General features: G+C 70.1%; 22 protein-coding genes and 2 pseudogenes. 15 read left to right on the top strand and 9 right to left on the bottom strand.

Features of this window, described 5'->3' with window-relative positions; all coding sequences use genetic code 11:
- Positions 1 to 205: 205 nt before the first annotated feature.
- From KK483_RS19025 to KK483_RS18985, 10 genes are all read left to right on the top strand, one after another.
- Positions 206 to 556 (top strand): winged helix-turn-helix domain-containing protein, encoded by a 351-nt coding sequence (locus KK483_RS19025; protein ID WP_262009595.1) that lies wholly within the window; start codon positions 206 to 208, stop codon positions 554 to 556.
- Positions 557 to 780: 224 nt separating this feature from the next.
- On the top strand, positions 781 to 2223 hold the full coding sequence (locus tag KK483_RS19020) for a helix-turn-helix transcriptional regulator (protein ID WP_262006408.1): 1443 nt from the start codon (positions 781 to 783) through the stop codon (positions 2221 to 2223).
- A gap of 66 nt (positions 2224 to 2289) precedes the next feature.
- A complete protein-coding gene (locus KK483_RS35345; RefSeq protein WP_313879360.1) occupies positions 2290 to 2946 on the top strand; it encodes a dihydrofolate reductase family protein in 657 nt (218 codons plus the stop codon).
- Positions 2943 to 3395 carry a deaminase gene (locus tag KK483_RS35340; RefSeq protein ID WP_313879358.1) on the top strand — a complete coding sequence of 151 codons (453 nt, stop codon included), beginning with the start codon at positions 2943 to 2945 and terminating at the stop codon, positions 3393 to 3395. Before KK483_RS35345 ends, KK483_RS35340 begins: the two co-directional genes overlap by 4 nt.
- Before the next feature lie 477 nt (positions 3396 to 3872).
- Positions 3873 to 4331: a WXG100 family type VII secretion target gene (locus KK483_RS19010; RefSeq protein WP_262006407.1), complete on the top strand. Its 459-nt coding sequence runs from the start codon at positions 3873 to 3875 to the stop codon at positions 4329 to 4331.
- 19 nt (positions 4332 to 4350) lie between these two features.
- Entirely contained in the window at positions 4351 to 4656 is a 306-nt protein-coding gene (locus KK483_RS19005) for a WXG100 family type VII secretion target (RefSeq protein WP_262006406.1), read from the top strand.
- Entirely contained in the window at positions 4656 to 6425 is a 1770-nt protein-coding gene (locus KK483_RS19000) for an RNase A-like domain-containing protein (RefSeq protein WP_262006405.1), read from the top strand. Before KK483_RS19005 ends, KK483_RS19000 begins: the two co-directional genes overlap by 1 nt.
- A 27-nt stretch (positions 6426 to 6452) precedes the next feature.
- Positions 6453 to 7013 carry a hypothetical protein gene (locus KK483_RS18995; protein ID WP_262006404.1) on the top strand — a complete coding sequence of 187 codons (561 nt, stop codon included), beginning with the start codon at positions 6453 to 6455 and terminating at the stop codon, positions 7011 to 7013.
- A gap of 71 nt (positions 7014 to 7084) precedes the next feature.
- A complete protein-coding gene (locus tag KK483_RS18990) occupies positions 7085 to 7384 on the top strand; it encodes an RNase A-like domain-containing protein (protein ID WP_262006403.1) in 300 nt (99 codons plus the stop codon).
- A 13-nt stretch (positions 7385 to 7397) separates the two neighbouring features.
- Positions 7398 to 8054, top strand: a complete 657-nt coding sequence (locus KK483_RS18985) for a contact-dependent growth inhibition system immunity protein (RefSeq protein WP_262006402.1) — start codon at positions 7398 to 7400, stop codon at positions 8052 to 8054.
- A 506-nt stretch (positions 8055 to 8560) separates the two neighbouring features.
- Here KK483_RS18985 and KK483_RS18980 read toward each other — a convergent pair.
- Together KK483_RS18980 and KK483_RS18975 are read right to left on the bottom strand one after the other, a co-directional pair.
- Complete coding sequence (locus tag KK483_RS18980; RefSeq protein WP_262006400.1) at positions 8561 to 9166, bottom strand: hypothetical protein; 606 nt, start codon at positions 9164 to 9166, stop codon at positions 8561 to 8563.
- 134 nt (positions 9167 to 9300) lie between these two features.
- On the bottom strand, positions 9301 to 10098 hold the full coding sequence (locus KK483_RS18975; RefSeq protein WP_262006399.1) for a hypothetical protein: 798 nt from the start codon (positions 10096 to 10098) through the stop codon (positions 9301 to 9303).
- Between the two features lie 1185 nt (positions 10099 to 11283).
- On the opposite strand from KK483_RS18975, the gene KK483_RS18970 reads away from it, so the two are divergent.
- A complete protein-coding gene (locus KK483_RS18970; RefSeq protein ID WP_262006398.1) occupies positions 11284 to 11778 on the top strand; it encodes a hypothetical protein in 495 nt (164 codons plus the stop codon).
- Positions 11779 to 11867: 89 nt separating this feature from the next.
- Here the strand turns inward: KK483_RS18970 and KK483_RS18965 are convergent, their stop codons facing one another.
- The 3 genes and pseudogenes from KK483_RS18965 to KK483_RS18955 form a co-directional block, all read right to left on the bottom strand.
- Positions 11868 to 12476: a DJ-1/PfpI family protein gene (locus KK483_RS18965; RefSeq protein WP_262006397.1), complete on the bottom strand. Its 609-nt coding sequence runs from the start codon at positions 12474 to 12476 to the stop codon at positions 11868 to 11870.
- Between the two features lie 122 nt (positions 12477 to 12598).
- Positions 12599 to 13438 carry an enoyl-CoA hydratase/isomerase family protein gene (locus KK483_RS18960; RefSeq protein WP_262006396.1) on the bottom strand — a complete coding sequence of 280 codons (840 nt, stop codon included), beginning with the start codon at positions 13436 to 13438 and terminating at the stop codon, positions 12599 to 12601.
- 91 nt (positions 13439 to 13529) lie between these two features.
- Positions 13530 to 13688: pseudogene (locus KK483_RS18955) on the bottom strand (LysR family transcriptional regulator); the annotation flags it as partial.
- An 85-nt stretch (positions 13689 to 13773) separates the two neighbouring features.
- Between KK483_RS18955 and KK483_RS18950 the strand changes: the two are divergent.
- Positions 13774 to 14775 (top strand): PHB depolymerase family esterase, encoded by a 1002-nt coding sequence (locus tag KK483_RS18950; RefSeq protein WP_262006395.1) that lies wholly within the window; start codon positions 13774 to 13776, stop codon positions 14773 to 14775.
- 33 nt (positions 14776 to 14808) lie between these two features.
- Here the strand turns inward: KK483_RS18950 and solA are convergent.
- Positions 14809 to 15805 (bottom strand): annotated as a pseudogene (gene solA / locus KK483_RS18945) (N-methyl-L-tryptophan oxidase).
- A 102-nt stretch (positions 15806 to 15907) separates the two neighbouring features.
- On the opposite strand from solA, the gene KK483_RS18940 reads away from it, so the two are divergent.
- Positions 15908 to 16879, top strand: coding sequence for an aldo/keto reductase (locus tag KK483_RS18940; RefSeq protein ID WP_262006394.1), 972 nt, complete (start codon positions 15908 to 15910; stop codon positions 16877 to 16879).
- A 129-nt stretch (positions 16880 to 17008) separates the two neighbouring features.
- Here KK483_RS18940 and KK483_RS18935 read toward each other — a convergent pair whose 3' ends face one another.
- Both KK483_RS18935 and KK483_RS18930 read right to left on the bottom strand, forming a co-directional pair.
- Positions 17009 to 21715 (bottom strand): cation-translocating P-type ATPase, encoded by a 4707-nt coding sequence (locus KK483_RS18935; RefSeq protein ID WP_262006393.1) that lies wholly within the window; start codon positions 21713 to 21715, stop codon positions 17009 to 17011.
- A 118-nt stretch (positions 21716 to 21833) separates the two neighbouring features.
- Positions 21834 to 22577 (bottom strand): hypothetical protein, encoded by a 744-nt coding sequence (locus KK483_RS18930; RefSeq protein WP_262006392.1) that lies wholly within the window; start codon positions 22575 to 22577, stop codon positions 21834 to 21836.
- A 320-nt stretch (positions 22578 to 22897) separates the two neighbouring features.
- Between KK483_RS18930 and pstS the strand changes: the two genes are divergently transcribed.
- Positions 22898 to 24067 (top strand): phosphate ABC transporter substrate-binding protein PstS, encoded by a 1170-nt coding sequence (gene pstS, locus KK483_RS18925; protein WP_262006391.1) that lies wholly within the window; start codon positions 22898 to 22900, stop codon positions 24065 to 24067.
- 46 nt (positions 24068 to 24113) lie between these two features.
- On the opposite strand, the gene KK483_RS18920 is transcribed toward pstS, so the two are convergent.
- Positions 24114 to 25115 (bottom strand): PstS family phosphate ABC transporter substrate-binding protein, encoded by a 1002-nt coding sequence (locus tag KK483_RS18920; protein ID WP_262006390.1) that lies wholly within the window; start codon positions 25113 to 25115, stop codon positions 24114 to 24116.
- A gap of 283 nt (positions 25116 to 25398) precedes the next feature.
- Here KK483_RS18920 and KK483_RS18915 point away from each other — a divergent pair, with 283 nt between their 5' ends.
- Positions 25399 to 25938: a hypothetical protein gene (locus tag KK483_RS18915; RefSeq protein ID WP_262006389.1), complete on the top strand. Its 540-nt coding sequence runs from the start codon at positions 25399 to 25401 to the stop codon at positions 25936 to 25938.
- The last annotated feature ends 61 nt before the right edge of the window (positions 25939 to 25999 follow it).

Here is a 25999-nt window from a genome sequence, read left to right as displayed (position 1 = left end):
GCCGTTCGCTCGCCTAGCCACGTGGGCAGGCGTCGCGGGGGAGCCGAGAGTTCCGGGGAGCCGGAACCTCAACCCTGCCTCAGAGTGCACTGTGAGGCAGAGTTGCGCAAGTCTCCTTGCCCAAGTCGTTGGGTCCGGAGCTGGCTCTACCTCTGCCGCTTGGGCACTATGAGGCAGAGAGACGCTGACGACTCATGGGGTGCAGATGATTGAGTGGACCGGCAAACCGGCCTATCAGCAGGTGGCGGAAGACCTCCGGAAGAGGATCGCCAGCGACGAGTTCAAGCAGGCGGGGAAGCTGCCATCGCTGGCGGAGATCCAGGGGCGCTACGCGGTGACCGTGACGGTCGCCCGCGACGCGATCCGGCAGCTCAAGACCGACGGCCTTGTTGTGACCCATCAGGGCAAAGGCGCCTTCCTGACCTCCGACTCCGCGGACCGCGCCCGGCACGCGGGACCGGAAGCCGCGATCGCTGAGCTGCGCGATGAGGTGAGTCGCCTCCGAGTGGAGGTCGACGACCTCCGCGAGCGCGTGGCGGTGCTGGAGACCAAATGAGGGCTCGCCCGCTGCGGCGACCACAACCTGGCAAGCCAGGTCGCGCAGTGCTGCCGGCGTCAGCTGCCGAGTCATCGCCGTGGTCACGATCCAATTCCTTCCCTTGCTTCGGATACGGCGCCCCAGCCTGCGTCGATAGGCTGGGGATCCGCCTCTGCATCTGTTGTAGCGACGGAACTTGACTGGGCGACAGACACATCATGTGGCCGCCGCAGGGCGGCCACATGGGCCACATCGGGGAGGACGGAATGGGGCAGCGGCCGAAGGAACTAACGCCTCATGCCAGCCCACTGCATTACCTCGGCGCCGAGATGCGGGCATGGCGGAACCAGCGGGGGTTATCGCTGGGAAAACTCGGCCAAGCGATCGTGTTCAACAGCAGCTACATGGCCCGAGTGGAGCGAGGCGATCAGGCTCCTTCCCCTGACCTCGTCCACGCGTATGACAGCGCGTTGGGGGCGAGCGGGGCACTCATCCGGCTGCATGAGTCGATCACCCAAGGGGCCAGCCTTGAGGCCCTGCGCGCCCGGCATGTGTCCAATCCAGGGCCCCATGTGTCCAAGTCGCCTGTGGCCCTGGCTGACGAATCGGGTATCCAGGCACCGTCTGAGGAGGGGCTCTCCGTCCCTGTACGAACCGATGACGGAAGGATCATCTTCGTGTCGCTCTCTCGCAGGGCTTTGATCGGCGCACTCGGAGCAGGCGCTGCGATAGCCGCCGCCTCAGACCTCCCAGCCGCCGCAACTGCCGCACGCCGCTCCAGCCTCAGCGCGTCCGGCGCGAACCCGATCGAACTCCTTCAGGCGACGCGGAGAGTCCTGATCGACAACGACAACCGCTTCGGCCCTACGCAGGTCATCCCCGTCGTCCAACAGCAGATCGCCGCCATCAAGGAATTGCGCGCCGACCTTCGCGGCGCCGATCGTCGCCAACTCCTACAGGTACAGACCCAGTACTCCGAGCTGTGCGGATGGTTCTTCCAGGACCTGGGAGACTTCCGCGCTGCCCAGCACTGGACGCGAGAAGCTCTTGAAACGTCCCACATGGCCGGTGATGCAGAGCTGACTACGTACATCCTTGCACGCCGCAGCCAGCTGGCCGGCGACATGCGAGACCCCATCGAGGCTGTCGATGTCGCGGAAGCTGCGGAAGGCCATGCGGCCCCCCGGAGTCGCCTTGCGGCGGTCGCCGCGACCTACGGCGCCCACGGCCATGCGCTGCGCAAGGACGTGACCATGACCCAGCGCGCCTACGAGCACGCCCTGAACCTTCACGCGAACATGGACCCCGACCCCAGCTCACCGTGGGGTGTGTGGCTGGACACCGCGTACATCGAAGTGCAGCGCGCCCACAGCCACGCGGTCCTTGGCAACCACCACGGTGCCGCTGAAGGCTTTCGCAGCGCCATCGGTCGACTGCCCGCCGGGTACCACCGCGACCGAGGCGTCTATCTCGCCCGCGAGGCCGTTGCCCTAGCCAACGCCGGAGAGGCAGAGCAAGCCGCCTCGGTGGGCCTCCAGGCCCTGAGCATCGGCGAGGAAACCGGATCGGCTCGCATCAACCGGGAGCTGGCCCAACTCGATGAGTCCATGAACCAGTGGCGTACTGTCCCGAGCGTGGCCGACTTCAAGGACGCCATGACCGAGGCCGTGCTGAGGCAAGCCTGACGGTCCACCCGCACTCCAGCGAAGCCAAGGAGATCCGCAGTGCCCCGTCCATATGTACTGCTGAGCGTGGCAACCTCCGTCGATGGGCACATCGACGACACGACTGCCGATCGGCTCCTGCTCAGCAACGGCGAGGACTTCGATCGCGTTGACCAGGTCCGCGCGGAGTCTGACGCGATCCTCATCGGCGCCGGCACGATGCGAGCTGACAATCCGCGGCTTCTGGTCAACAGCGAAGAGCGGCGCGCTCGCCGGGTCGCAGCCGGAAAGCCTGCGTACCCCCTGAAGGTCACGGTTTCCGCCAGTGGAGACCTGGACCCCGACCTGAAATTCTGGCACCACGGCGGCGAGAAGCTCGCGTACACGACGGACGCGGGCGCCGAAAAGCTCCGGGATCGGCTCACCGGAATTGCCGACGTCGTATCCACCGGGGCGTCCATCGACTTCGGCGCACTCCTTGACGACCTAGGGAACCGAGGCGTGGAACGCCTGATGGTGGAGGGCGGCGGCAAGATCCACACAGCGTTCCTCTCCCAGGGACTCGCCGATGAGATTCACCTGGCAATCGCGCCGCTGGTCGTGGGCGACGCCGGTGCTCCCCGCTTCCTGTACCCGGCCAGCTATCCCGGAGGTTCGACCCGCCGCATGCGCCTTGCTGAGGCGCGAACGATCGGCGACGTCGTCCTTCTGCGCTACCTCCCGAAGCAGGAGAGCATGGCGTGAACCAGCTCGACGACCGGGCATGGATGGCGAGAGCGATTGCGCTGTCCCGTCTCAGCCCGCCTGTCGAAAGGGCATTCTCCGTCGGGGCTGTAATCGTTAGTGCGGATGGTCAGGAGGTTGCGAGCGGCTACTCGCGCGAGACGGACCTGTACGTCCATGCTGAGGAATCAGCTCTGTCGAAGGTGGCGTGGAATGACCCGCGGCTCCTCGAAGCAACGCTCTACAGCACTTTGGAGCCCTGCTCGGAACGCAAGTCCAGGGCGCTGACTTGCACACAACTGGTTCTCCAATCGGGCATCCGCCGTGTCGTCATCGCATGGCGGGAGCCAGACCTCTTCGTGCGTGCCGGCGCCGGTGTTGAAGCCCTCCGCTCCGAGGGAGTGAACGTGATTGAGCTCTTGGACATAAGGGATGAGGCGCGCGCCGTGAATGCGCACCTGTGGCATTGACGGTGGGTGTCCCAGCTGTCCGACTGTCCGGTCACCCCACCTGACCAGCCCGAACGACCCGGACAGCTCAAATCTGAGGTGTCCGGGCTGTCCGGTCACAGACGGCTGCAACACCCCGGGTGTTGCAGCCCGTCGGCGAAGCCGACCCTTGTAGGTCGCAGGAGCCGAAGGCTCCTTCCTCATCTACTCGTTGAGGTGCACCACCCTGCACCACCTCCGCACCACCCAGGGCGGAAAGCCACGGTCAATCAAGGCGACACCGGCCACTCTCCGAAGAGCGTCGGCGGCAGCGTCTGTGCAGGTCACGAGCCCATACCACGAGATCATTGTCAGGATTCCCAAGCTCAGAGCGCGGGTTCGATTCCCGTCACCCGCTCCACGACGAAGGCCCAGCTCATAGAGCCGGGCCTTTCTTGTTGTCCGGACAACGTTAGGCGTCGTGCACCAGCCTGATCGACAGGGGGACCGGCCGCTAGAGTGAACACCCGTACGCAGAAGTACGCGTACGAACGGCGCGACGAGCGGGGGCTCAGGATGCGGAACGCCGATCTGGACGTCTCGGAGGACGGACTCACCGGACTGGCGAACGATCTCGACGAGATGCAGCGCTTTCTGGAACAGCAGACCCGCGCCATGGACGAGGTCGTCGACAGGATCGCCGCGGGTTGGCAGGGCCCCACCGCCACCGCGTACCGCTCCCTGCACCGCGGCGTCGCCGAGGACGCCGTGCGCATCCGCCAGGTGATGATCCTTCTCGAAGCGGCCACGCGCGCCTCGCGCGACGGCTTCACCGAACAGGAGCTCGACACCCTGGCCCGGATACGGCGGCTACAGGAGGGCGAGGACGTGTCCGCCGCCGCCCGCGCCCTCACCGTGCCCGAACCGGCGCCCGCGCCGGACGCCGGGCAGCACAAGAGCCGCATTCTGGACGTCTGAACCACGGGGGATCAGCACCATGCCGGACGAAGACCGGATCACCGTCGACTTCGCCACCCTGCAACGCCTTTCGGGGAACCTGGAGGACATCCTCCGCACCCTCAACGAGAGGCTGGACACGCTGTACGGGCGGGCCACCAAGGTCGTGCTGGCCTGGGACGGCGAGGCCCGCGAGGCCTTCATCGACGAGCTGGACAAGTGGAGCCACTCCGCCGACGACCTCAAGGCCGCCCAGGCCTGGCTCCACGAGGTCGTCGTCAAGGGGCACCTCAACTACGCCGCGGCCAACAGGTCCGTACTCGAAGGCTGGGGTGGCGGCGCCTGATGGCCGGCCCCTCCGCCCCCGCCCAGTCACCCGGCGGCAACGGCGCCATCGACGTCAAGCCGAGCGACCTCTGGTCGGTCTCCGGCCGGGTCGCCGCGCAACAGGACTTTATGGTGCGCGGGGCCAACAAGCTCCTGGAGGAGCTGGGCAAGTACCCCGATGCCGGAGGTGCCGGCGCCGAGGCCCAGACGTTCGCCCAGGCGTACAAGAAGATCGGTGACCGCTGGCTGGAGGTCTGGGGCCGGTCCGTACTCAGCGTGGGCGGCGTCGCGGTCGGGTTCACCGAGACGGCCAACGCCTACACCACGGCGGACGCGGCGGCCCACCCCAAGCCGGGGAAGACGGCCGAGCAGCGCCCGCGGCCCGCGGTCATCGACAAGGCACCGAAGTTCGACTCGATACCCGACATCAAGTGGGGTGACGACGACGGCGGTGACGACATCCTGCGCGGCCTGATGGAAGGCATCCCCGAGATCGTCCGGGACGTCCTCCAGCCACTGTGCAAGCACGTGTTCCGGATCGGAAGGGTGGCGGACGTCCACCCCTTCCCGCAGCAGCACTATCTCAACTCCCTGTGCCACAGCTGGATGAACGTCTCCATCGTCGCGACGACGGGGGCGGACCAGTTCACCCAGGCAGTCGGCTCCATCACCAACCACCAGCAGGCCGACTGGGAAGCCGCCATGCGGACCTTCTGCAGCGCCCTGTGGGGAGGGACGGCGTGGGGCCAGCAACGGCACGGCTACCAGTGGGGGCAGACCGCCAGCTCCGGCCCGGGCACGCCCCGCGTCCCCACGGGCAGCGAGCCCGTCCTGGCCGTACTGAAGGACACGGCGGACAACATCGCCACCATCCTGCGCGAGTACGCGGAAGCCGCCGTCGACCTGAACCGCGACGTCGCGGACGAGCTCCACCGCGCCATGTGGAAGGCGGCCAAGGAGATCATCGAGGACCTGGCCAAGCCCAAGGACCCCAAGAGCATCCTCACCACCGTCACGTCCGCCATCGGCAAGGGTGCGGGCCTGGTCCTGTCGTTCGACGTCAAGACCGTCCTGAACATCGACACGGCGAAGCTGAACCGGATCGTCGACACGTACACCGGCATCCTGGGGGGTCTGACCAGCCGCATGGAGGCGCTGAAGGAGCCGCTGGACGAGGCGTACCTGAGCGCCCCCAAGTTCGAGGCCGGCGTCGCCCGTGCACACGGCTTCGGCATGCGGGCCCTGGAGGAGTTCAAGGACTCCCAGGTCTGGCTGAAGGTCGACTCGGCCGGCAGGTACGACCTGAACCTCGCCGCCAACGAGTACATGGCCGACGGCCACACCCTGGACAAGCACGTCGGAAAGACGGACGAGCAGCTGGCGCAGCGCTTGCGTGACCAGCAGTCGCAGGGCCCCACGCAGGCCTGGCCGCACGGCAAACCGTTCCCCGGCAGCTCTTCGGCCTTCCGGAGCTACCAGCGGGCCGAGGAGCTGACCGAGTTCAACCTCAACAAGAACAAGGCCGCCATCGAGGCGTGGATCAAGGGCCCGCCGCAGCTGGCCGACGGAGACGTCGAGAAGTTCCGCTCGACCGCGCCGAACGGCGAGACCAGCGGCCGCAGCGTGTTCAAGCAGCCGGCAGACCCGAACGACCCGAAGTCCGGCTACAAGGAGGGAGGGATCGGCGCCAAGGCATACGACGTGAACGGCATCGAGACGCGCCTCAAGTACGACAGCAGCCGCAACCCGCCGTTCACGGTCATGACGTCGATGCCCTACAAGTCCTAGCGCCCCACCGAGAAAGGCAAGCGCCACATGTCCGTCGACCAGGCCGCCTGGGAAGCCGCAGTACGTCACCTGTACGAGGACGCGTACCCGTACGACGCCACGGGCCCGCGCCGCCACGAGGACTGGATCCTCGACGTCCTCGCGCTGATGGCGCGGGTCCCGGACCCGCGGGGCTGGGCCGGTCTCGACGATGCGGCGCAGAATCCGGAGCGCGAGGGGTTCCCCACGTTCCCCTTCGCCGTCCACCCCCCGGAGTACGTCGCGCAGCGCCTCAAGGAGATCGACCGGGACAGCGCCGAGAACCTGCTGCTGGCCCTCACGGACGACGGCTGCGCCCTGTCCAACCTGGCGCGGTTCACGGAGAGCCAGGACGAGCTGCGGGCGATGGCGCGCACGATCCTCGCACGTTACGGGGACGAGGCCAGCTATCACACCAACGTCAGCAAGACCGGCAGCGCGCCCGGCACACTCGACTTCACGCTGGACAGCTTCGGCTACAGCCCGCTGAGCGTGTACTCGGAGGACTGCGGCCTGGTCGTCGTCACGGACACCGAGGTCGGCATGTTCTGGAACTTCTCCGACTACTGATCCGGCTGCCGATACGGATGCCGATCCGTACGAGCGCAGCTCCTGACCAGGTGATTTGAGAGGATGCCCCCGTGCTCACCCGTTCCGCTTCCTACCCCGACCGGGAGACCGCCCACTGGGCCACCCAGCAGGTGGTGACCGCCAACGAGCAGGTCGTCCACCGCTGGCTCGCCCAGAACACCCGGGCCCGCCTCACGATCGAGGCCGCCTGGCCGTCCCGCGAGGAGCCTGTCGGCAGGGTCCAGCTGGAAGCCGATCTGCTGGCGGGCCGCGGGCCCGTCGACGTCCGCGCGGCGCGCGTCGTCCTGCGCCGCGAGCCGTCGAGCCCGCACGGCTTCGTCGTCCACACGACCGTCCCGTTCTACCTGTAGGGGCCGCACGCACATGTCCATGAAGCCCCTCGAACACGACCGCCGATACGGCGAGTTGGATCAGGTGATGCGCGCGTACCTGGGACAGCCGGCCGACGACACCCCGGAGAGGCGAAGCCGCGCGCTGGACGCGTACCTCCGTCACACCTGGCACACCCGCCCCTCGGCCATCGCGGAGGCGGAGCGCCAGCTGCGCGAGTACAGCCGCAACCCTCCGGGCCGCATCCGGCAGGGCCTGGGTGAGTTCTACGCGATCCCGGACACCGGGATGCCCCAGTCGGAGATCGGCGACTGGCTGATGGTGCTGGCCGACCACCTGAAGAAGAGCATCGAGGAGGGCGACGTCCCGGAACCGTCGTCCCCGCAGACGCACTGGGAGTGGCACGCGCGCTTCCCTGAGACCGCGCAACTGCTCGGCGGCTGGTTCTCGCAGGACATCGTCGACGAGTTCGCCGACCATGACGCCGCCGTCGCCGACTACGCCGCCACCACCGACCCGCAGCTGGTCGCACGCCTCGTGGGCGAACTCAACGAGTTGCTCGCGCTCCCCCTGGACGAGGGGGACTACGCGCTGGCCGCCGCCGAGCTCGGCATGGAGGTCGCCCCGCCCGAGCCGTTCTCCCACGGCGCCTGGTTTCAGTCGCTGGCGACGACGCTGTCCAGCGCCTGACCGGCCTTGGGGCTGCCGTCCGCTCGTTCACGTAGTCCCAGGTCAACGACCTGGGACTCCGTGGCCGTCCAGACCGACCAGGGTCGGCGGACGCAACACCGGAGCCGACGCCTCGGCATCGCGACCTCCACCGAACCGACGAACATGACCGGCCGCCGCGGTGGCGGCAGGCCGACGGTCGGGCCTTCACCGGGAGCCTCGACGAGGCCGAGGGAGGGTTGCACTGACAGTCCGATCGGCCCGGCGTTGCCGGGACGGCCGTGCGGTGATCGGTTCGGCGGCCGCAGGTCATGGCCGTCGATGCCCAGTTGCGGCTGGCCTTGGCACCACGGCTAGGGCGTGTTGCGAAAGTAGCGTCGTCCGCCCGTAGGGCGGGCGCGGCGGCGTCTGGTGCGTGCGATCGCAAGGCGGAGGAAGGAGAGCGCAGCGGGCTGCGCCGACGACCGACAACGCCGCGAGCGTGCGTGCCAGACGCCGCCGCGCAGACGGGACTTTCGCAACACGCCCTAGGCGGCGCGTGGGTCGGCCGACGGAAGGAGCGGCTCGTGGTGGTGCCAGATGAGGTAGCGGTCCTCGCGGCGAAGCTCTGCTGAGCCCCACTCAACCCGTATGACGCCCTGTTCCATCGAGCAGGCGTACGCCACGATGATCAGCCGCAGCTCGGGCGGGAGCAGCGCGACGTCGGGATGCAGGTGCTGTTCGTCCAGCTCTTCCAAGCCGAGGTCGAGAGATTGCTGCATCGGCTCCGGGCCGTGGCGCCGGATGAGGTCAGCTCGGAAGCCGACGGCCTTTCGGAGTCGTGCCGCCGTAACCGGCACGTCCTTCTTGGCATACCGGATGGGATAGATGACGTTGCTGCCGACGACCATGATCGTACGGCCCTGTAGCCGTCGGGCCATTGCTGCCTCGAGCGGCGCCAGGCCGGCGCCGAGCGTCTCGTACTGTGCCGCGTGGAGACCATGGCCGTACGCTTCCAGGGTCTGGGTGTGGACCCCCTCGTGGCCGTGACGTGCCCTCTTGTGAGCTTCCACGAGGCACGCCGGGATCGTCCTGGCCAACTGGCCGGCCGCGGTGCCGAAGGTGTCCCTGGCCCACGGTGTGACTGCACTCACTACGCGTCGCCCTCCCCTGCGTTGTCAGAACGCCGAGCTGCATCCTCACCACGGTGTGGGCGTCGGGTGGGACGTGCAAGAGGGCACTGATGCACAGGCCGCGCATGCGCACGTTCGGCGACCGCCCTCGGTACTCACTTCCAGCAGCGCCCAAACATTTGCACATACGTCGCTCCTGGCGCGCTTGCTCCAGTGCCCGGATCTGCGCTACCCCATACCACTCGCATGTGCATGGTCTCCCATTCCGGGTTGCGAATGTTTTCTCTGTGCCGCTCGCTGCGCATCCACCAGGTAAAAGCGTCCAACGGCGTGAGGTCCTTCCCTGAGGCCGTGTAAGCGTTCTCACCTACCTTCCAGTTCGCGCAACCCCTTCCGTAGCCTGTTTCTTCGGCGCGTTTCGTAGGTGTCGATCGTGTCTGTGGATTGATGTGCGGATCGCATCGGCTGGGGTCGTCTTGTCTGGGCGTACAGGACGGGTACTGGGCTACGGATCCCCACCACCGCAACTTCGCCGCAGCGATGGCATGGTCGTAGGCGGCGCCACCGAGCCCTCGATACCTCGTCTTGCCGATGAGCCTTGTGGTGTACAGCTCCCTCACACGCTCATGACGCCGATCCCAGTTGACCAAGCAGAGCATTGCTTTCTCCATTTTGCTGCTCTGCATGTTGTAGTTGACTCGCCCAACAGGCGTATCCGGGAAATCGGACTTCGGCCGGAGCACCATGCCGTCGTTTTCGCAGAACTTGTCGACCGAGGGGGTGCCGGCGTGTGAGGCCTCAGACGGAGGCATCGCGAAGGCGATTACGAAGGCGAGAGGAGCCATGAGAGACGGGATTAGACGCTTCTTGACGTGCATATTGCTCTCCTCGGAGCTCTCCTCGGAGCCAACTGAGTCCCCCATGCCGTTCGTTATGGGATGAGGGGTTGTCATGCGCGCCAAATTCGGACCCGTCGACGAGAAGAGCCCGGGCTATGAGCTGCCGGAAAACCCGATCAGCTCGAATGGCGATCGGTCCGTGACGCGTCCCAGTCTTCACGCTGAGGCGTTATAGGATCCCCGCTTCCATGCTGCACCCTTTGATCGAATGTTGCTACTTGCCCTTACGAGATACGCAGCTCAGGTCATGGACGAGAAAAGGGACAGAGTCCTTCCTCAGGGCGGCACAGCTACTCGCCGGCCCGGATGCGCTCGGACCGCGTCCTGCGCAGGGCTGCCCCGCTCCGGCAGTCGCACGCCCTGGCCGGCCACCACGGCACAGCCGGCGACGTAGACCGGGCTGTCGCCCCACACGCGCTCAGCAGCATGAGCCCCGAACGGGAATACCGCCCTGGGCCGGGCAGGCTCCTGTGCCACAACTACGTCAGATTGGGCGGGGTCTCACCGGGAGCTCCGTTGACCCGAATCACGCTGCTGCTGGAGTATGCGGGGCATGCTGCTTCTCGCTGGCCGGAATGGGCCCGGCCCCGGCCCGTTCCTGTTTCTTTGGGGGCTGCTTGCCCTCGTCGGCGGAGGCACCCTGGCTACCAGGAAGGCCGCCACTCGCTTCCAGGCACTGGTGGTCAACGGACTCGCCCGAAGGCCGGAACAGCAGACGAAGACAAGGGCTGTGCACCCCGTCTTCCTGCGCGTCCTCGGGAGTGTCTTCGCACTCTGCGGCATGGTCGCCCTGCCGATAGCAATCAACATGATTGGGCGGAGCTGAGCCAGGTCCGTTCCTGCCCCGCGCCGGATGAGACGGACCACAGCCGGACGCCAAGCCACGGAGACCGACAGCGAATTGACTCCGAAGCCGCGGGCCAGGGCCGCTCCCGGCTCGCCATGTGAACTACGGGCAGTGCGGTCGCTCAGCGAGCCCGAGAACGGCACAAATGGGGATTCATGGAGAACCGAGGGGCGCCATGCGTGGGTTCGGCCGGACGCTGCCCGCGCTACGAAAAAGCAGTAAGAACGGCCAGTTGAGGTAGCAGCCTCGCGGGCGGTCAAGACCCGAACGCCTCCAGGCGCCGGCTCCGTCGGCCGTGCTACTGGAGCGAGCGCACCCGACGCAGTCTTGGAGACTCCACCAGTCTTGATCTTTCTCTGCTCGCGAAGTCAGCTCTCTGCTAAGAAGCTGTCATGGAAGCAGCGCTGGTCGGTCTTGCGGGCACAACGGTGGGAGCTGTCACGGGCTTTGCGGGCGCCTGGCTCGCGCAGCGCGGACAGGTGCGTATCCAGCAGGAACAACGGGCACACGCAGAGCAAGTGCGCTGGCTGGATGACAAGAAGGGCCTGTACAGGGATCTCTTGATCAGGCTCTACGGCTGGCATGACTCGCTGGCCTCCATCCTGAAGGAGGAGGACGACGGGAACCTGCTCGACAACCGGTCGGCCGCTTACAAGTGGATCGTCGAGGCGTCGCTCATATCCGGCGACGAGGTTCGTTCCGCTGTGAGTGATGTGCACCGTGCCCTGCTTGACGCCCAGACGGTGATCTCCGACGGATCCTCGGCGGCGGACGCGTGGCCGCTCCAGGGTGTGGAGGATGGCCTTTCGGCGCTGGAAGACGCGCTACGGGCCGAGCTGGCGACGCCGGCGCGCGTGGGTTCGCGACCCCGGCTGGGCCGCCGCTGAGCAAGTGCGGCGCGCCGCAACCGCCGCAGCTCGGGCGGGGAGCCGTGGACGCGGACAGACGGGGCAGCCCAGGGGTGATTCGCGGGGCGTCAGCCCAGTGCGACCTCGCCCGTGTGGACGGCGCGCAGGGCGCGCTCGGTGGTCTCCTGGTTTTCGCCGACCGGGGCCACGTAGTCGATGACGTCGCGGGCGGCGTCCTGCCCGAGAGTTCGGGTGATCACCCACGTGGCAAGGTACTGGGACGCGAGGCAGCCGCCCGCCGTCGCGATGTTCCCCTCGGCGTGGAACGGTGCGTCCAGCACGGTGACGTTGCGGGCCTCGACGAAGGGCCGGGTCTTGATGTCCGTGCAGGCGGGCATGGCGTCCAGCAGGCCGAGCCGGGCGAGCACCAGCGCGCCGGAGCACTGCGCGCCGATCAGCTGTCGCGACGGGTCGAGCGGCAGCCTGGAGATCAGCGCGTCGTCGGCGACCACGTCTCGTGCCTTCACCCCGCTGCCGATGAGGACGACATCGGCTTCGGTGACGAACTCCAGCGGGCGCTGTCCGGTGACCTCGACGCCGTTCATGGACGTGACCACCGGCGTCGGTGTCGTGATGAAGGCTTCCAGGCCGTCCTTCCGGCACCGGTTGATCAGCGCGGAGGCGATGAAGCTGTCGAGCTCGTTGAATCCGTCAAAGGTGACCACCGCTACCTGCATGACATCTCCTCCGAGTACGGCAATGGAGGTGCAGTTTCTCAGGGCGCCGCGTCCGGGGCGCGGGCCAATCGGCAATCGGTGGCCCGTGGCGATCTCGCCTGTCGGGATGGCGGCGTCGACGCTCAGTCGACGGCCTTCAAGGCGCCCAGGGCCTCCCCGAGGCCGAGCTCGGTGGCACCACGGGTCTGGAAGCCGCGGTCGAACAGTTCGGCCGTGCGCTGCCGCACTCCCTCGCCCCGGACGAGTTGCTGGAACAGTGCGGCGTCCGCGCGTACGTCGGCGGGGGCCGGCAGGCTGACGGCGTTGATGGCCGACTTGGCTGCGATCAGCGCATCGCGGGGGAAGCCGCCCATGCGCGCGGCGATGCCTGCCACGAACTCGTCCAGTTCGGCGTCGGGGACCGCGCGGTTGATCCATCCGTAGCGTTCGGCGAGGTCGGCGTCGAAGTCCGACGAGGTCAGCACGGCTTCGAGGGCACGGCCCCGGCCCAGCAGACGGGTGAGGTGCTGGATCGCGCCCGCGCCGGGGGGTGTTCCGATGCCCACTTCGGGCTGGCCGAGGATGGCGTTCTCCCGGGAGGCGAAGCGCATGTCGCAGGCGAGGAGGAACTCACTGCCCGCTCCCCGGGCACGGCCGCGCAGCTTGGCGACGGTGACGGCCGGGAGCAGGCTGAGCCTGCGGAACAGCATTCCCAGGGAGGCATCGCCGGGGCCTCCGGCCTTCGCGGCCTCAGCTGTGTACTCGGCGACTTTCGTCATGTCGACGTGCGGGAAGAAGAAGTCGGCGTCCGCGCTGTCGAAGACCACCACGCGTGGGGCGGTCGGGTGCGACAGTTCCTCGATCAGCGCGACCAGGTCCCGCACGACCTCGGGACCGATGAGGTTCATCGGCGGGGCGTTGAACGTGGCGGACAGGACGTTGCCGTCCAGCCTGGTCTCGATGGTTTCGTACGAGGCGGTCATCTCGGCCTTCCTGTCATCGCTCGGCCCCGCCCCTCGATGGCGGCCACGCCGAGGCTGACGGCGCCGCGCCGGATCGGATCGTCACCTGCCGGCTGGTCCGCTCGAAGAGCAGCACGCCCAACTCCCGTTCCAGGCGCTTGATGCGCTGCGACAGGGGCGGCTGGGCCATGCCCAGGCGGGCCGCGGCACGGCCGAAGTGTGACTCTTCTGCAACAGCCACGAAGCACTCCATATGCCGGACCAGGTCCATAGCCAGCAACGATATCCAGGATTGATCGATCCGGGATCGATAGGCGTCTTGGACATGGTGCCGTGCACGCTGCTCTTCTCGGGACATGAACCTGCTCTTCGCCCGCTTTCGTCCCCGTACGACCGCACGCGGTCCGCTGCTCGGCGCCCTGGCCCTCGGGCTGGCGCTCACCGCCGGCTGTGCCCCGCCGGACGAGCCGCGCTCCCTGCCGACTCCGGCCGGCAGCTCACCGAACGCCGGGCACACGGCAGCCGCCGCCGACACCCGCGAGCGGCTACGGGTGGACGGCGGCACCCGGGAGTACCTGCTGCACCGGCCCGGCGCCGACGGCGGCGCGCCCAGGCCGCTCGTCATCGCGTACCACGGCCGGGGCTCCAGCGCCGAGGGCATGCGTGAGATGACCGGCCTCGGCACGGCGGCCGCGGCACGCGACATGCTCATCGCCTACCCCGAGGGCTTGCACAGCGGCTGGGGCGCCGGTGCCGCCGCCACCGGACGGCGGCCGGATCCGGACGCCGATGTGCGGTTCACCGAGGCGCTCGTCGAGGAGCTGGTGCGGACCGAGGGGGCCGATCCACTGCGGGTCTACGTCGTCGGGTTCTCCAACGGGGGATCGATGGCGCTGCGTATGGCGGCCCAGCGTCCCGGTCTGCTCGCGGGAGCCGCCGCCGTCGCGGGCCAGCTCCCGACCGGGCCCGCCGCGGTCGAACCCACCGGAGCGGTACCGGTGTTGATGATCCATGGCGCGGAGGATCCCGTACGGCCCCTCGCGGGCCTGCCCAGCCCGGGCCCGGCCGCCGCGGGCGAGGAGCCGATCACCCCCAGCATGGCGTCCCGGGCCGGCGCCGAGGCGTTCGCCGCCGAAGGCGGCGCCCGCGCACCGGTCGAGCGAAGCGAGGCGGGCTACGACCGCACCGTGTGGGGCCCCGGAGACTCCAGGGCCACCGTCGAACTCCTCGTCGTGCACGGGGCGGGCCACACCTGGCCCGGCTCGTCCGTCACACCGCCCGCGGGCTTCGGCCGTACCAGCACCTCGCTGGATGCGACCGGCACCATCCTCGGCTTCTTCGCCGCCCGGCGGCGGTGACGAACGTCCCCCCTGCCTCCCCCTCCTAGGACGTCAGGACGCCTCCGCCCGTGGCCGGCGCGGATCGAACAGGGAGATGGGGTGGCGGGTCGTGCCCTCCGTCGCGAGGTCGGCGAGGATCTCACCGACCACGGGCACGAACTTGAAACCGTGGCCGGAGAAGCCGCAGGCCACCGTGGTCTGCGGGTACTGCGGGTGCGGAGCGACGACGAAGTGCTCGTCCGGGGTGAGCGTGTAGGTGCAGGCGGCGCCCTTGAGGAGGCGCCCCGCCAGGGCGGGGATGCGCGTCCGCAGGAACTCCCTCATCGCCTCGACCTCCTCAGGGTGGATCTCCCGGTCGAGGTGGTCCGGGTCGGTCGGGGCGCCGATGGAGTGGAAGGCCACCTTCACTCCGCCGTCGGGGCCGTCCAGGGCGGGGAAGGCCCGGAGCGACGACCGCGCGTCCGGCGGTGACGGTGCCCTCGGGGGTGACGACGCGGACCCCGCCTCCGGGCTCCGGCTCCCAGCGGGTGACGGGCGTGTGGAAGCGCAGCTCGGCACCGTGGCGTTCGGCCAGGCGCAGATGCGCGGCGACGGTGAGTTCGGGACGGACCACCCCCGCTTGGTGCTCGTAGAAGGCGACGTCCTCGTCCGCGGGGCGGAAGGTCGGAAAGCGGCGGCGGATCGCCGCACTGTCGAGGACGTCGTGCGCGAGCTCCCACCGGCGGGCGCTGCGCAGGCTGCCGGCGACCATCGGGCTGTCCGCCCGCCCGATCGTGAGGCCGCCGGTCCGGGTGAACATCACCTCGCCGCAGTCGCGTCCGAGCTCGTCCCACAGCTCCCTGGCCCGAAGGAGCAGCGGTACGTAGTCCGGGCCTTCGGCATAGCTCTGGCGGTAGATGCGGGACCCGCCGTGACTCGCCCCGAAGGCGTGCGCGGGGCCGAAGCGCTCCAGGCCGAGGACGCGCTGACCGCGCCGGGCCAGGTGGTAGGCCGCGGCGCTGCCCATACCGCCCAGGCCGATGACGACGACGTCGTACGAACGGGACAAGAGTCGGCTCCTTGCTGCCGGAACGTGCGTGTGCCGCCCGCGTCCGGCGTGGATTTCGCTGTGGTGTAGACATTTCGCGGCACCACGACACGGAGGATCATTGTGCGCTACCGCGAACTGGGACGCAGCGGCGTGTCCGTATCCGAGATCGGCTACGGCACGTGGGGCATCGGTGAGGCCGGGTCCGGCTGGGTGGGTGCGACGGAGGACGAATCCGTTCGGGCCCTGCACCGTGGCATCGACCTCGGCGTGAACTTCCTCGACACCGCCCGCGGCTACGGCGAGAGTGAGCGGATCGTCGGCCGCGTCGTCCGCGAGCGGGCCGGTGACGACGTGCTCGTGGCGACCAAGGTCGGGCCGAGGAACGGGATGTGGCCCGCGCCCGACGGCCTGGACCCGGCCGAGACGTTCCCCGGCGCGCACATCCGCGAGAGCGTGGAGACCAGTCTCCGCGCCACCGGCCTGGACCACTTCGACGTGCTGCAGTTCCATGTGTGGAGCGACGAGTGGGTCGGGCGCGGTGACTGGCTGGAGACGATCGCCGCGCTGAAGCAGGAGGGAAAGATCCGCCTGTTCGGCGTCTCCGTCAACGACCACGAGCCCGGCAACGCGCTCGCGCTCGTCCGCAGCGGCACCGTCGACAGCGTTCAGGTCATCTACAACATCTTCGACCAGTCGCCCGCCGACGCGCTGCTGCCGGCGTGTGTGGAGCACGGTGTCGGCGTCATCGTCCGGGTGGCGCTGGACGAGGGCGGTCTCACCGGCCGGATCACCGCCGGCACGACGTTTCCCGAGGGCGATGTCCGCGCCCGCTACTTCCGTGGCGACCGCCCGGCCCAGGTCGAAGAGCGGGTGGACGCGATCGTCGCCGACCTCGGTATCGCCCCCGACGAGATCGCCGAGTACGCGCTGCGGTTCGTGCTGAGCTCGCCGGCGGTCTCCACGGTCATCCCCGGCATGCGCAGCGTGCGCAACGTCGAGCGGAACACGGCCCTGAGCGACGGACGCCCGCTCACGGCCGACCAGCTCGCCGTCCTGGCCGAGCACCGGTGGCAGCGCAACTTCTACTCCTGATCCCCGACCGGCCCGGTCGCGCGCGACGGGGCCGGCCGGTGAGCACGAGCACGGACCGAACGGACCCAGCGACCGACCGGATCAGGGACCGGTCGGATCAGGGACCGGTCGGATCAGGGACCGGTCGGATCAGGGACCGGTCGGCGCGGGCTTCAGGCGCGCGTCGAGTCCGCTCAGCAACCGCTCCGTGTACGGCAGTACGTGAGGTGCGAGCGCGGCGGTTCCCACGGCGAGAGCCACCCCGGTCCAGGCGAACGGGCCCAGTGGGGTGCAGCCGAAGAAGTGGCTGACCACGGGGGTCTGCACCAGGCCGACCAGAACGGCGGCGGTGCCGAGCACGGTGGCCAGGATGAGGGGGCTGCGGCGGCGTCCGAGGATCGTCTGGGTGAGCTGGGCGCCGATCACTCCGCACAGGGCCATCGTGCTGGTGCGCCGGGCCGTGCCGGGGGTGAGGCTGCCGATCAGCCAGGCGCAGGTGGCGCCGATGCCGGTGACGACGCCGCGCTGCCGGATCTGGCGGGTCAGCGGCTGCCCGAGGACGGCCGGGCCCACGGAGGCGGAGTCGGGCGCGGAGGCCGGGGCGTTCGGGCGCGGGTCGTGGGGGGTCACCGCGACGGCCATCGCGGGGAACATGTCGGTGAGCAGGTTGACCAGCAGCAGTTGGCGGGTGGTCAGCGGCGAGTTCCCGGCGAGGAGGGTGCCGAGGACGGAGAAGCCGACCTCTCCGGCGTTGCCGCCGAGCAGGATGCTGATGGCGTCGGCGACGCTGCGCCACAGGGCCCGGCCTTCGCCGATCGCGTCGATGAGGACCGACAGCTCGTCGTTGGTGATCACCAGGTCCGCGGCGTTGCGGGCCGCCGCCGACCCCCGGGTGGCGATGCCGACGCCGACGTCGGCGGCGCGGATGGCGGCGGCGTCGTTGGCGCCGTCGCCGACCATGCCGACGACCCGCCCGGCGTCCCGTAGGGCCTCGATGACCTGGAGCTTCTGCTCGGGTGCGACTCTGGCGACGACGCCGCAGTCCCGCAGGAGGCGGATGCGTCCCGCCCGGTCGAGTACGGCAAGTTCGTCTCCGGTGACGACCGTGGCGTCCGCCGGCCAGCCCAGGTCCAGGGCCACCGCGCGGGCGGTCTCGGGATGGTCGCCGGTGAGCATGACGGGTCGTACGCCCGCCTCGTTCAGACCGGCGACCAGCGGTGCGGAGCTGGGGCGGGGGGTGTCGGCGAGCGCCACGAATCCGGTGAACTCCAGGGATTCGAGGGGCTTGTCCAGGGCCTCGGTGGTCTCGTCGGCGGTCTCGTCGGCCGCGAGGCGGCGCTGGGCGACGGCCAGCAGCCGCAGCCCCTGGGCCGCGAGCGTGAGCGCCGTGTCGACGACGGCCGGCCCGGCGTCGGGGCAGCTGGGCAGGACGACTTCGGGAGCCCCCTTGACGACGAGCAGGGGTACGCCGTCGGTGTCGCTTCCGACGGCCGCCGCGTAACCGCGGCTCGCCTCGAAGGGCTGGGCCGAGGCCGCCGTCCACCCCGTGTCGTGCGGGGCGGCCGCCAGAACGGCCTCGTCGGTGGCGTGGGCATGGACGCCGGTCTGCTCGGCGGCGCGGGGGCAGGCGCGTGCGGCAAGGCGCAGGAGCGGCGCCGCCTCCGGGTCGAAGGGCTGGTGCTCGGTGCCGGCCGAGGTGACGAGCCGTACGACCTTCAGGCGGTTCTCGGTCAGGGTGCCGGTCTTGTCGAAGCAGAGGGTGTCCATGCGCCCCAGCGCCTCGAGGCAGCGCGGGGTGCGCACGAGGACGCCGAGCTTGCTCAGCCGCCGTGCCGCGGCCATCTGTGCGACCGTCGCCACCAGCGGCATGCCTTCGGGCACGGCGGCGACGGCGACGGCAAGCCCGCCTTCGAGGGCGCTGCGCATGGGGCGTCCGCGCAGCAGGGACAGTCCGGTGACCGCCGCGCCGCCCGCGAGGGTGAGCGGCAGGACCTTGCGGGTCAGCTCGTGCAGCCGCGCCTGGACCCCTGCCGAGGTGGGGACGCGGGCGGCGAGCGCGGCGGCGCGGCCCGCCTCGGTCTGCCCACCGGTGCTCACGACGACCGCTCGGGCGTGACCGGCCACGACCGTGGTGCCCTGGAAGACCATGCAACTGCGGTCCGCCACGGCCGCCTGCGGCATGGCGGCGAGCTGCTTGCGGGTGGGCAGGGACTCGCCGGTGAGTGCGGACTCGTCCACCTCCAGACCGTCGACCTCCAGCAGCCGGGCGTCGGCGGGCACGACGTCGTTGGTGTGCAGCTCGATCACCTCGCCCGGTGCCAGCTGCTCGGCCTCCACGATGGACGGTTCCTCCTCGTCGCCGTCGGCGGCAGTGGCGGCGACGCGTCTGGCGATGTGCCGCTGGCCGGTGACGAGTGCGGAGAGGGCGCGCTCGGCACGCAGGCGCTGTACGCCGCCGACGAGGGCGTTGACGGCGACGGCGCCGGTGACGAGGAACGCGTCCACGACGGAGCCCAGCAGCGCCGAGGCCGTGGCACCGACCATCAGGACCGGGGTCAGCGGGTCGTCGAGCTCCGCCCATGTGGCGGCCATCAGGCGGGCGCCGAGGCGCATCGGGGCGACGGTCCGGTGCGCGGCCGCGGCGTGCGCGATCCGGCCGGCCTCGGCCCGGAGTTCCATCAGGGCGGTGGGTGCGGAGCGCGGTGCTCTGGCCAGCCGGGCGAGCACCTCCCGCGGTTCGAGCGCGTGCCAGGGAATCCGCGGCCTGGGGTGCGGCGCGGTGTGGGTGGCGGTGCCGAGCGCGGCCCACCAGCCCCACACGAGCGCGGCGGTGACGGCGATGTTGACCGGGCCGAGCCGCGCTTCGAGGGGGAAGGACGGGCGGCCCGTGCGCGTTCCCCGGCTGAGCACCAGGAGTTCGGAGAGTGCCGCGCCCGCCTCGGTGAAGAACTTGGCGTGCCGGCCGACCGTCCGGGCCGCCGGGATCGCGGCCAGCAGCCGCCACACGCCTTCCAGTCCGCGCAGGCAGATCACGTCCGCGCCCCAGACGACGGCGCTGCGTTTGTCGGTGATCGCGACGGCGATGTCACCGGCGAGCAGCCCGTCGGCGGCGTCCCCTCCACGGGGGGACAACCGCGGGCCGCCCGCGGTGTGTTCCTGCGGGACCCGCACCACGGTCATGACCGTGCGCCCCTCGTCCTGGAGGGCGCGGACCACGTCGGCGAACGGGCGGTCGGCTGCGGCGAGTTCGTCGGCCAGTGTCCCGAACTCGCCCAGGGACTCGCTCTCCACCACGACGACGTGCAGGCCCGCGCGGCGCGCCGCGTCCAGCGCGGCCTCGGCCATCGGGTCGACCTCGAAGCCGACGAGTACGGTGCCGACGTCCCGGTCGCCCGTCGAGGCGATCATCATGCCTGCCTCCGCCGGCGGCTGACCGGGCACCGGGCGCAGACCGAGCTGGGCTCTCTGCGACGCGTACGCCTCACCCTGCTGACCCGCTTCACCCGTCTCACCCGCCGCGTACGCCGCTCCGGCCCCCGACGCCCCGTCGTCGGTCCACCAGGAGCCCTGGAGCGCCGCGGTCGCGGCCTGCCAGAGCCGGTGCTCGTCCCAGTCGTCGGTGCTCGGATGGGCTTCGAGGACACAGAGCCGATTGCGGCGCAGTGCCTCCGGGTGCAGGACCACGGTGTCGACGAGTTCGAGCGCACGCAGCCGATCGGCGTCCCGGACGAGGGCGTTCTCGCGCGCGAGCAGAGTGCTGAGGGCAGCGGTGAAGCCGGCGGGTCCGTAGCGCGCGGCCTTGGGGGTCGCGGCCAGTACGGCCTCGGCCGCCTCCTCCGGGTCCCGCGTGAAGAGCAGCGTCGTCGCGGCCCCGGCCAGCATGCCGTTGACCGCGGCCTCGGCGTACTCCTCGCCCGGACCCGCCGGTAGGGGCGGGCGTACGGCGTGGTCGCCGGCCACCGTCAGCCGGTCGGGCGCGCACAGCGTGTCGTGCACCGCGTCGAAGGCCGCCAGCTGGGCGAGGGCCGCCACCAGTTGCGTGGACCGCAGCGCCGCGTCGAGCACCAGCGGGACGGGCGACTTCCCGATGGCGTGGGCCGCGGCGTACGCGGCGGCGAGCAGCAGGTCGGCCCCGTCGGCCCCCAGCGGGCCGACCAGCGCTGCGCGCACCCGGGAGTCCTCCCGCATCAGGGTGGCCGCGGCCGTCACCGCACGCGGCACGCTCCGCACGCGGGCCGTCTGCGCGGCGACGGCGGCGGCGATCCCCGCGGCGTCGCACGCCAGGGCGAGCACGCCCGCCCGCACGCTCCCGGCGGAACCCGGGTGGGCATGGGCGAGTGTGTGCTCGCCGACGTGCTCCAGACCGTGCTCGGCGGCGAGTTCGGCCGCCTCGTCCGCCACCGCGCCGCCGATCGCGTCCTCCGTGGTCTGCACGACGAGCCGGGCCAGGCCGCCGTCCCAGTAGGCGCTGACCACGTCAGGGTGCTCGGCCAGCTCGGCGGCGACCTTCCGGGCGGCCGCTTCGAGCAGTTCGACGGAGTTCTCGACGGGGGTCTCGACGGAGTTCTCGGGTGCGTCGGGGTGGTGGCGCAGAGCGAGGTGCATCCGCGATCCGGCGCGCCAGTAACCGACCTGGGGAGTCATCGCGTTACGGGCGACCCTGCCGACCCGCAGCGCGGTGTCCGACACCGCCGTCGCCCCGCCCGCGGCGGTCCGCGCACCGGCGCCCGCGAAAGCGGTCGCCACCCGTACCACCGCCGCCGCGGGCGGGGCGATGCGGAGGGCGGCCAGGGCCGGGGCGGCCAGGGCGCTGCTCAGCTGTACGGCGGGCAGCAGGGGAAGCAGGCGCGACAGCATCTCTCACCTCCGCGGACTCGGCCTGGGGCCGTTGCTCTGGAACATCGCGGAAACGGGCCTTCAGGCCCGCCGGTGGGACGGTGGAGCGGCGGGGGAGGACGGGAGAGCGGCGGTGGGTTCAGCTCTTCTTCCGCCCGGCCGAAGCCGTCTTCCGCGTACTGCTGCGCTGCGCGGAGGGGCCGCTCCTGGACCGGCCCGCGGTCGTCGGCGCCTTCTTGGCGGACGACTTGGAGGACGACTTGGCGGAGGGCTTGGCGGAGACCTTGGAGGACGACTTGACCGCGGGTTTGGCCGAGACCTTGGAGGACGACTTGACCGCGGGTTTGGCCGAGACCTTGGAGGACGACTTGACCGCGGACTTGGCCGGAGCCTTGGAGGACGACTTGACCGCGGACTTGACGGTGGACTTCACCGCGGACTTGGAGGACGACTTGGCCGAGGACTTGGGCTTCCGCGACGCGGTCGACGTGGTCGGGACGGTCGACGCCTTGGCCGACCGGGCCGCCTGTTTGGCCCGCATCCCGTTGCCGGAAGCCGCCGCCCGGGACCCCTGCGAGGTGTCCTCCTTCGAGCGCGGCTGCGTCAGCCACACCACCGCGGCGCCCGCGACCGCCACCGGCCACTCGATCACGCCGGCCACCCCGAGCAGCCCCGCTCCGGCGTAGGCCGTGACGCGGCGGGCGTGCGGCGACACGACCCCGACGGAGTCCAGTACGCCGTCGAAGGCGTGCTTGACCCTGTCCACACCCGGCACCCGGTCCACGACCGCCGTCACGGTCTCCATGGGGTGCGCCAGCGTGGCCTGGACGGGATGCGCCGCCTTCGTGTGGCCCGAGCGCTGTCTCCCGGCTTTCTCAGCCATGGTCTCTCCCTCCGAAACGGGCAGGTGAGGGCAGACAGCAGCACGCCGCTGGAGCCTCCCTCACCTTCGGGCCATCGTTTCAAAGGCCCATTCCGGGCGCCACGCAGCGCGTCCGAACGGGTACCCGCCGTGAGCGAGGGTCGGCCTTCCCCCCTCATGCCGGGCCGACGCACCCGCCCCCCTCACAACCCGGCCACCGCAAAGCCAGCCGTGCGACACCGAATGTTCGCCCCGCCTTAGCCCCTCGGCCCCGCGTATCGCTGACCATCTGTCCGACGGATGAAGAGGCTCGGCGTGCCTCGCGGAGACCGGGAGGCACCATGGAGCATCGGCGCAAGGGCGGCCGGCGCAGAAGATTCCTGCCCGTCGGGGCCGCCGTGGCGGCCGCCGCCGCGTGTGCGGTGGCGGGGGCGGTGGCGGGCGCGGTGGTCATGGCGATGGGCGCGTTCGGCGACGCCCCCGAGAAGGGCGAGGACCGGGCGGTCATGTCGCCGTCGCCCGCCCGTATCGCCTGTGCCACCCAGGGGAAGGTCCCGGGCTCGGGTTCGTCCGCGCAGAAGAACGCGATGGAGCGGTGGATCGAGGAGTACCAGCGGGCCTGCCCGTCGGTGCGGATCGCCTACAACCCCATCGGCTCGGGCGCGGGCGTCGCCCAGTTCATGCGCCAGGCGACGGCCTTCGGCGGCACCGACGGCGCACTGAAGGCCGAGGACGTCGAGCGGTCGCAGAGGGTGTGCCCGGGCGGAAAGGCGATCGACCTGCCGATGGTCGGCGGTCCGATCGCCCTCGGCTACACCCTCCAGGGTGTGGACGATCTCGTCCTCGACGCCGAGACGCTCGCGAAGATCTTCGACTCCGAGATAGCCAACTGGTCCCACCCGGCGATCCGGAAGCTCAACCCCGGTGTCGAACTCCCCGACCTGAGGATCCAGGCGGTCCACCGGTCCGACGACTCCGGCACGACGCAGAACCTCAACGCCTACCTCGCCGGCGCCGCCGAGGACGACTGGCCCTACGAGGCGAAGAAGAGCTGGCAGGGCAAGGGCGGCCATTCCGCGGCCGGTTCGGACGGCGTCGCGGCCACGGTGCGCAACAACGAGGGCGCGATCGGCTACTTCGAGCTCTCCTTCGCCACCGAGCTGAAGATCCCCACCGTCCGGATCGACACCGGCGCGTCGGAGCCGGTCATCGCCAGCCCGCAGACGGCGTCGGCAGGCATCGCCGGCGCGAAGGTGGTGGGCAAGGACGACGACCTGACGCTGAAGTTCGACTACGCGACCAAGGCCGAGGGCGCCTACCCGATCGTCCTCGTCACGTACGAGATCGCCTGCGACAGGGGCAACCAGCGCGAGACGCTTCCCGCGCTGAAGTCCTTCCTCACGTACACGGCGAGCGAGGAAGGGCAGAAGATCCTCCCGAGCATCCACTACGCGCCGCTGCCCGAGAACGTCGCCGTACGGGTGCGGCAGGTCGTCGCCACGCTGTCCTGACCGGGCCGCCGCGGCCCGGCCCGGCGGGGCCGGGCCCATCCCGCCGTCAGCCGGACGGCGACGGTTTCTCGTGGCCCCGCCGGAGTTTGAGGTTCTCGAAGTCCTTCTTGAGCTCCGCTTCCTGGAGGTTGTCCAGGGGCACGAAGAGGGCCTTCCTGGCGAGTTCCTCGTTGCTGACGACGAAGAACTCGACGAAGGCACCGACCTCTTTCCTGCCCAGGGACTCCGCCTTCGGGTAGATGTACAGCGGCCGGGAGAGCGGCTTGTACGAGCCGTCCTGCACGGTCTGGCTCGTGGGCTCCACACAGCCGTCGCCGCCGTCGACCTTCAGCAGCCTGAGCTTGTCCTTGTTCTCCTCGTAGTACGAGAGCCCGAAGTAGCCGAGGCCGCCCTTGGCGCCGGCGACGCCCCGGACGGTGGCGTTGTCGTCCTCGCTCGGCGTGTAGTCGGCGCGGGAGGCTCCCTCCTTGCCGTTGACCGCCTCGGTGAAGTAGTCGAAGGTGCCCGACTCCTTGCCGGGGCCGAAGAGTTCCAGCTTCACGTCGGGGAACGCCGGGTCGACGTCCTTCCAGGTCGCGGCCTTGGAGCCGGGCTCCCAGATCTTCCTCAGCTGCTCGACCGTGAGGCAGTCGGCGAAGTCGTTGTCCTTGTTCACCACGACGGACAGACCGTCGTTGGCGACGAGGAACTCCTCGTACGCGATGCCGTTCCTCGCGCAGGCCGCCTTCTCGGCGTCGTTGATCGGGCGAGAGGCGTCGGAGATGTCGGTCTCGCCGTTGCAGAACTTCGCGAAGCCGCCCCCGGTGCCGGAGGCCCCCACCGTCACCTTCACACCCGGGTTGCGCTCCTCGAAGACCCGGGCCGCCACGGTGGACAGCGGCGCCACCGTGCTGGACCCGTCGACCGTGATCGTCCCGGAGAGCCGCTCGCCCGTGCTGACGGCCGACCCCGCGTCCTCACTGCCGCAGGCGCTCGCGGACAGCAGCACGGCCGTCGCCGTCAGGGCCACGGGAACCGTGGGGCGACGCGGCCGGGAAGGACGGTTCACGGGAGGCGCCTCGATCCTCATGGCCGTGCGTCTACACAGGGACAAATCGCTTGAAAGCCAGGATGCCGGAAGCGGTGGGAGGCCGCGAGCGCGCAGCCCGTCGCCGACCGGAAGCTTTGTTGACAGTCAAACCAAGGTGTACTTAGGTTTGCCTTACCTAAGTACCCGAGGGGTTCCGCGGGCCGGCCGGCCGACCCGTCAGGTGCTGGGCCGACAAGGGCCTGGAGGGCTCGTTCCCATGCCCTCCGGCGCTTTCCGACACCGAGAAAGGTCTCTGCCCGTCATGAGAGCTGTCCCGTCCGCCCGTACCGCCGCCCGCGCGGGCCTCGCCGTCGTCGCCTCCGCCGCGCTGACGCTGGGCCTGGCCTCCTCCGCCTCCGCCGCCACCGCGACCCGTACGATCACCGACGGAAGCACTACGTACAACCTGTCCCTGACCGGCCCCGACACGGCTTCGGCCGCGGGCCAGGTCGTCACCGTCTCGGGCTCCGGCTACAACCCGGCCCAGGGCGTGTACGTCGGCCTCTGTGTGGTCAGCGGGGCCCAGGGCGCCGCCAAGCCCACCCCCTGCCTGGGCGGTCAGGACGAGTCCGGCACCACGGGTGCCTCGCACTGGGTGTCCAGCCTCGGCGGCGGCACCCTTCCGAACAGCTCCGCCTTCGGCGCCGGCGGCACCTTCAGCGTCCAGATCTTCGTCAAGGCCGAGCTCGACAACGGCCAGATCTGCGGCGAGGACGTCACCTGCGCCATCGTCACCCGCGCCGACCACACGGACACCAACGACCGCAAGTACGACGTCCACGTCCCGGTCGCCTTCCAGTAGTCCCCCGTCAGGCCGGGCCCCGCACGACCGGGGCCCGGCCCTCGGCGCGCTCGGGGCTGCC

The sequence above is a fragment of the Streptomyces sp. FIT100 genome (assembly GCF_024584805.1).
In the GTDB taxonomy this organism is placed as follows: Bacteria; Actinomycetota; Actinomycetes; order Streptomycetales; family Streptomycetaceae; genus Streptomyces.
This window is presented reverse-complemented; position numbering and strand designations above follow the sequence as displayed.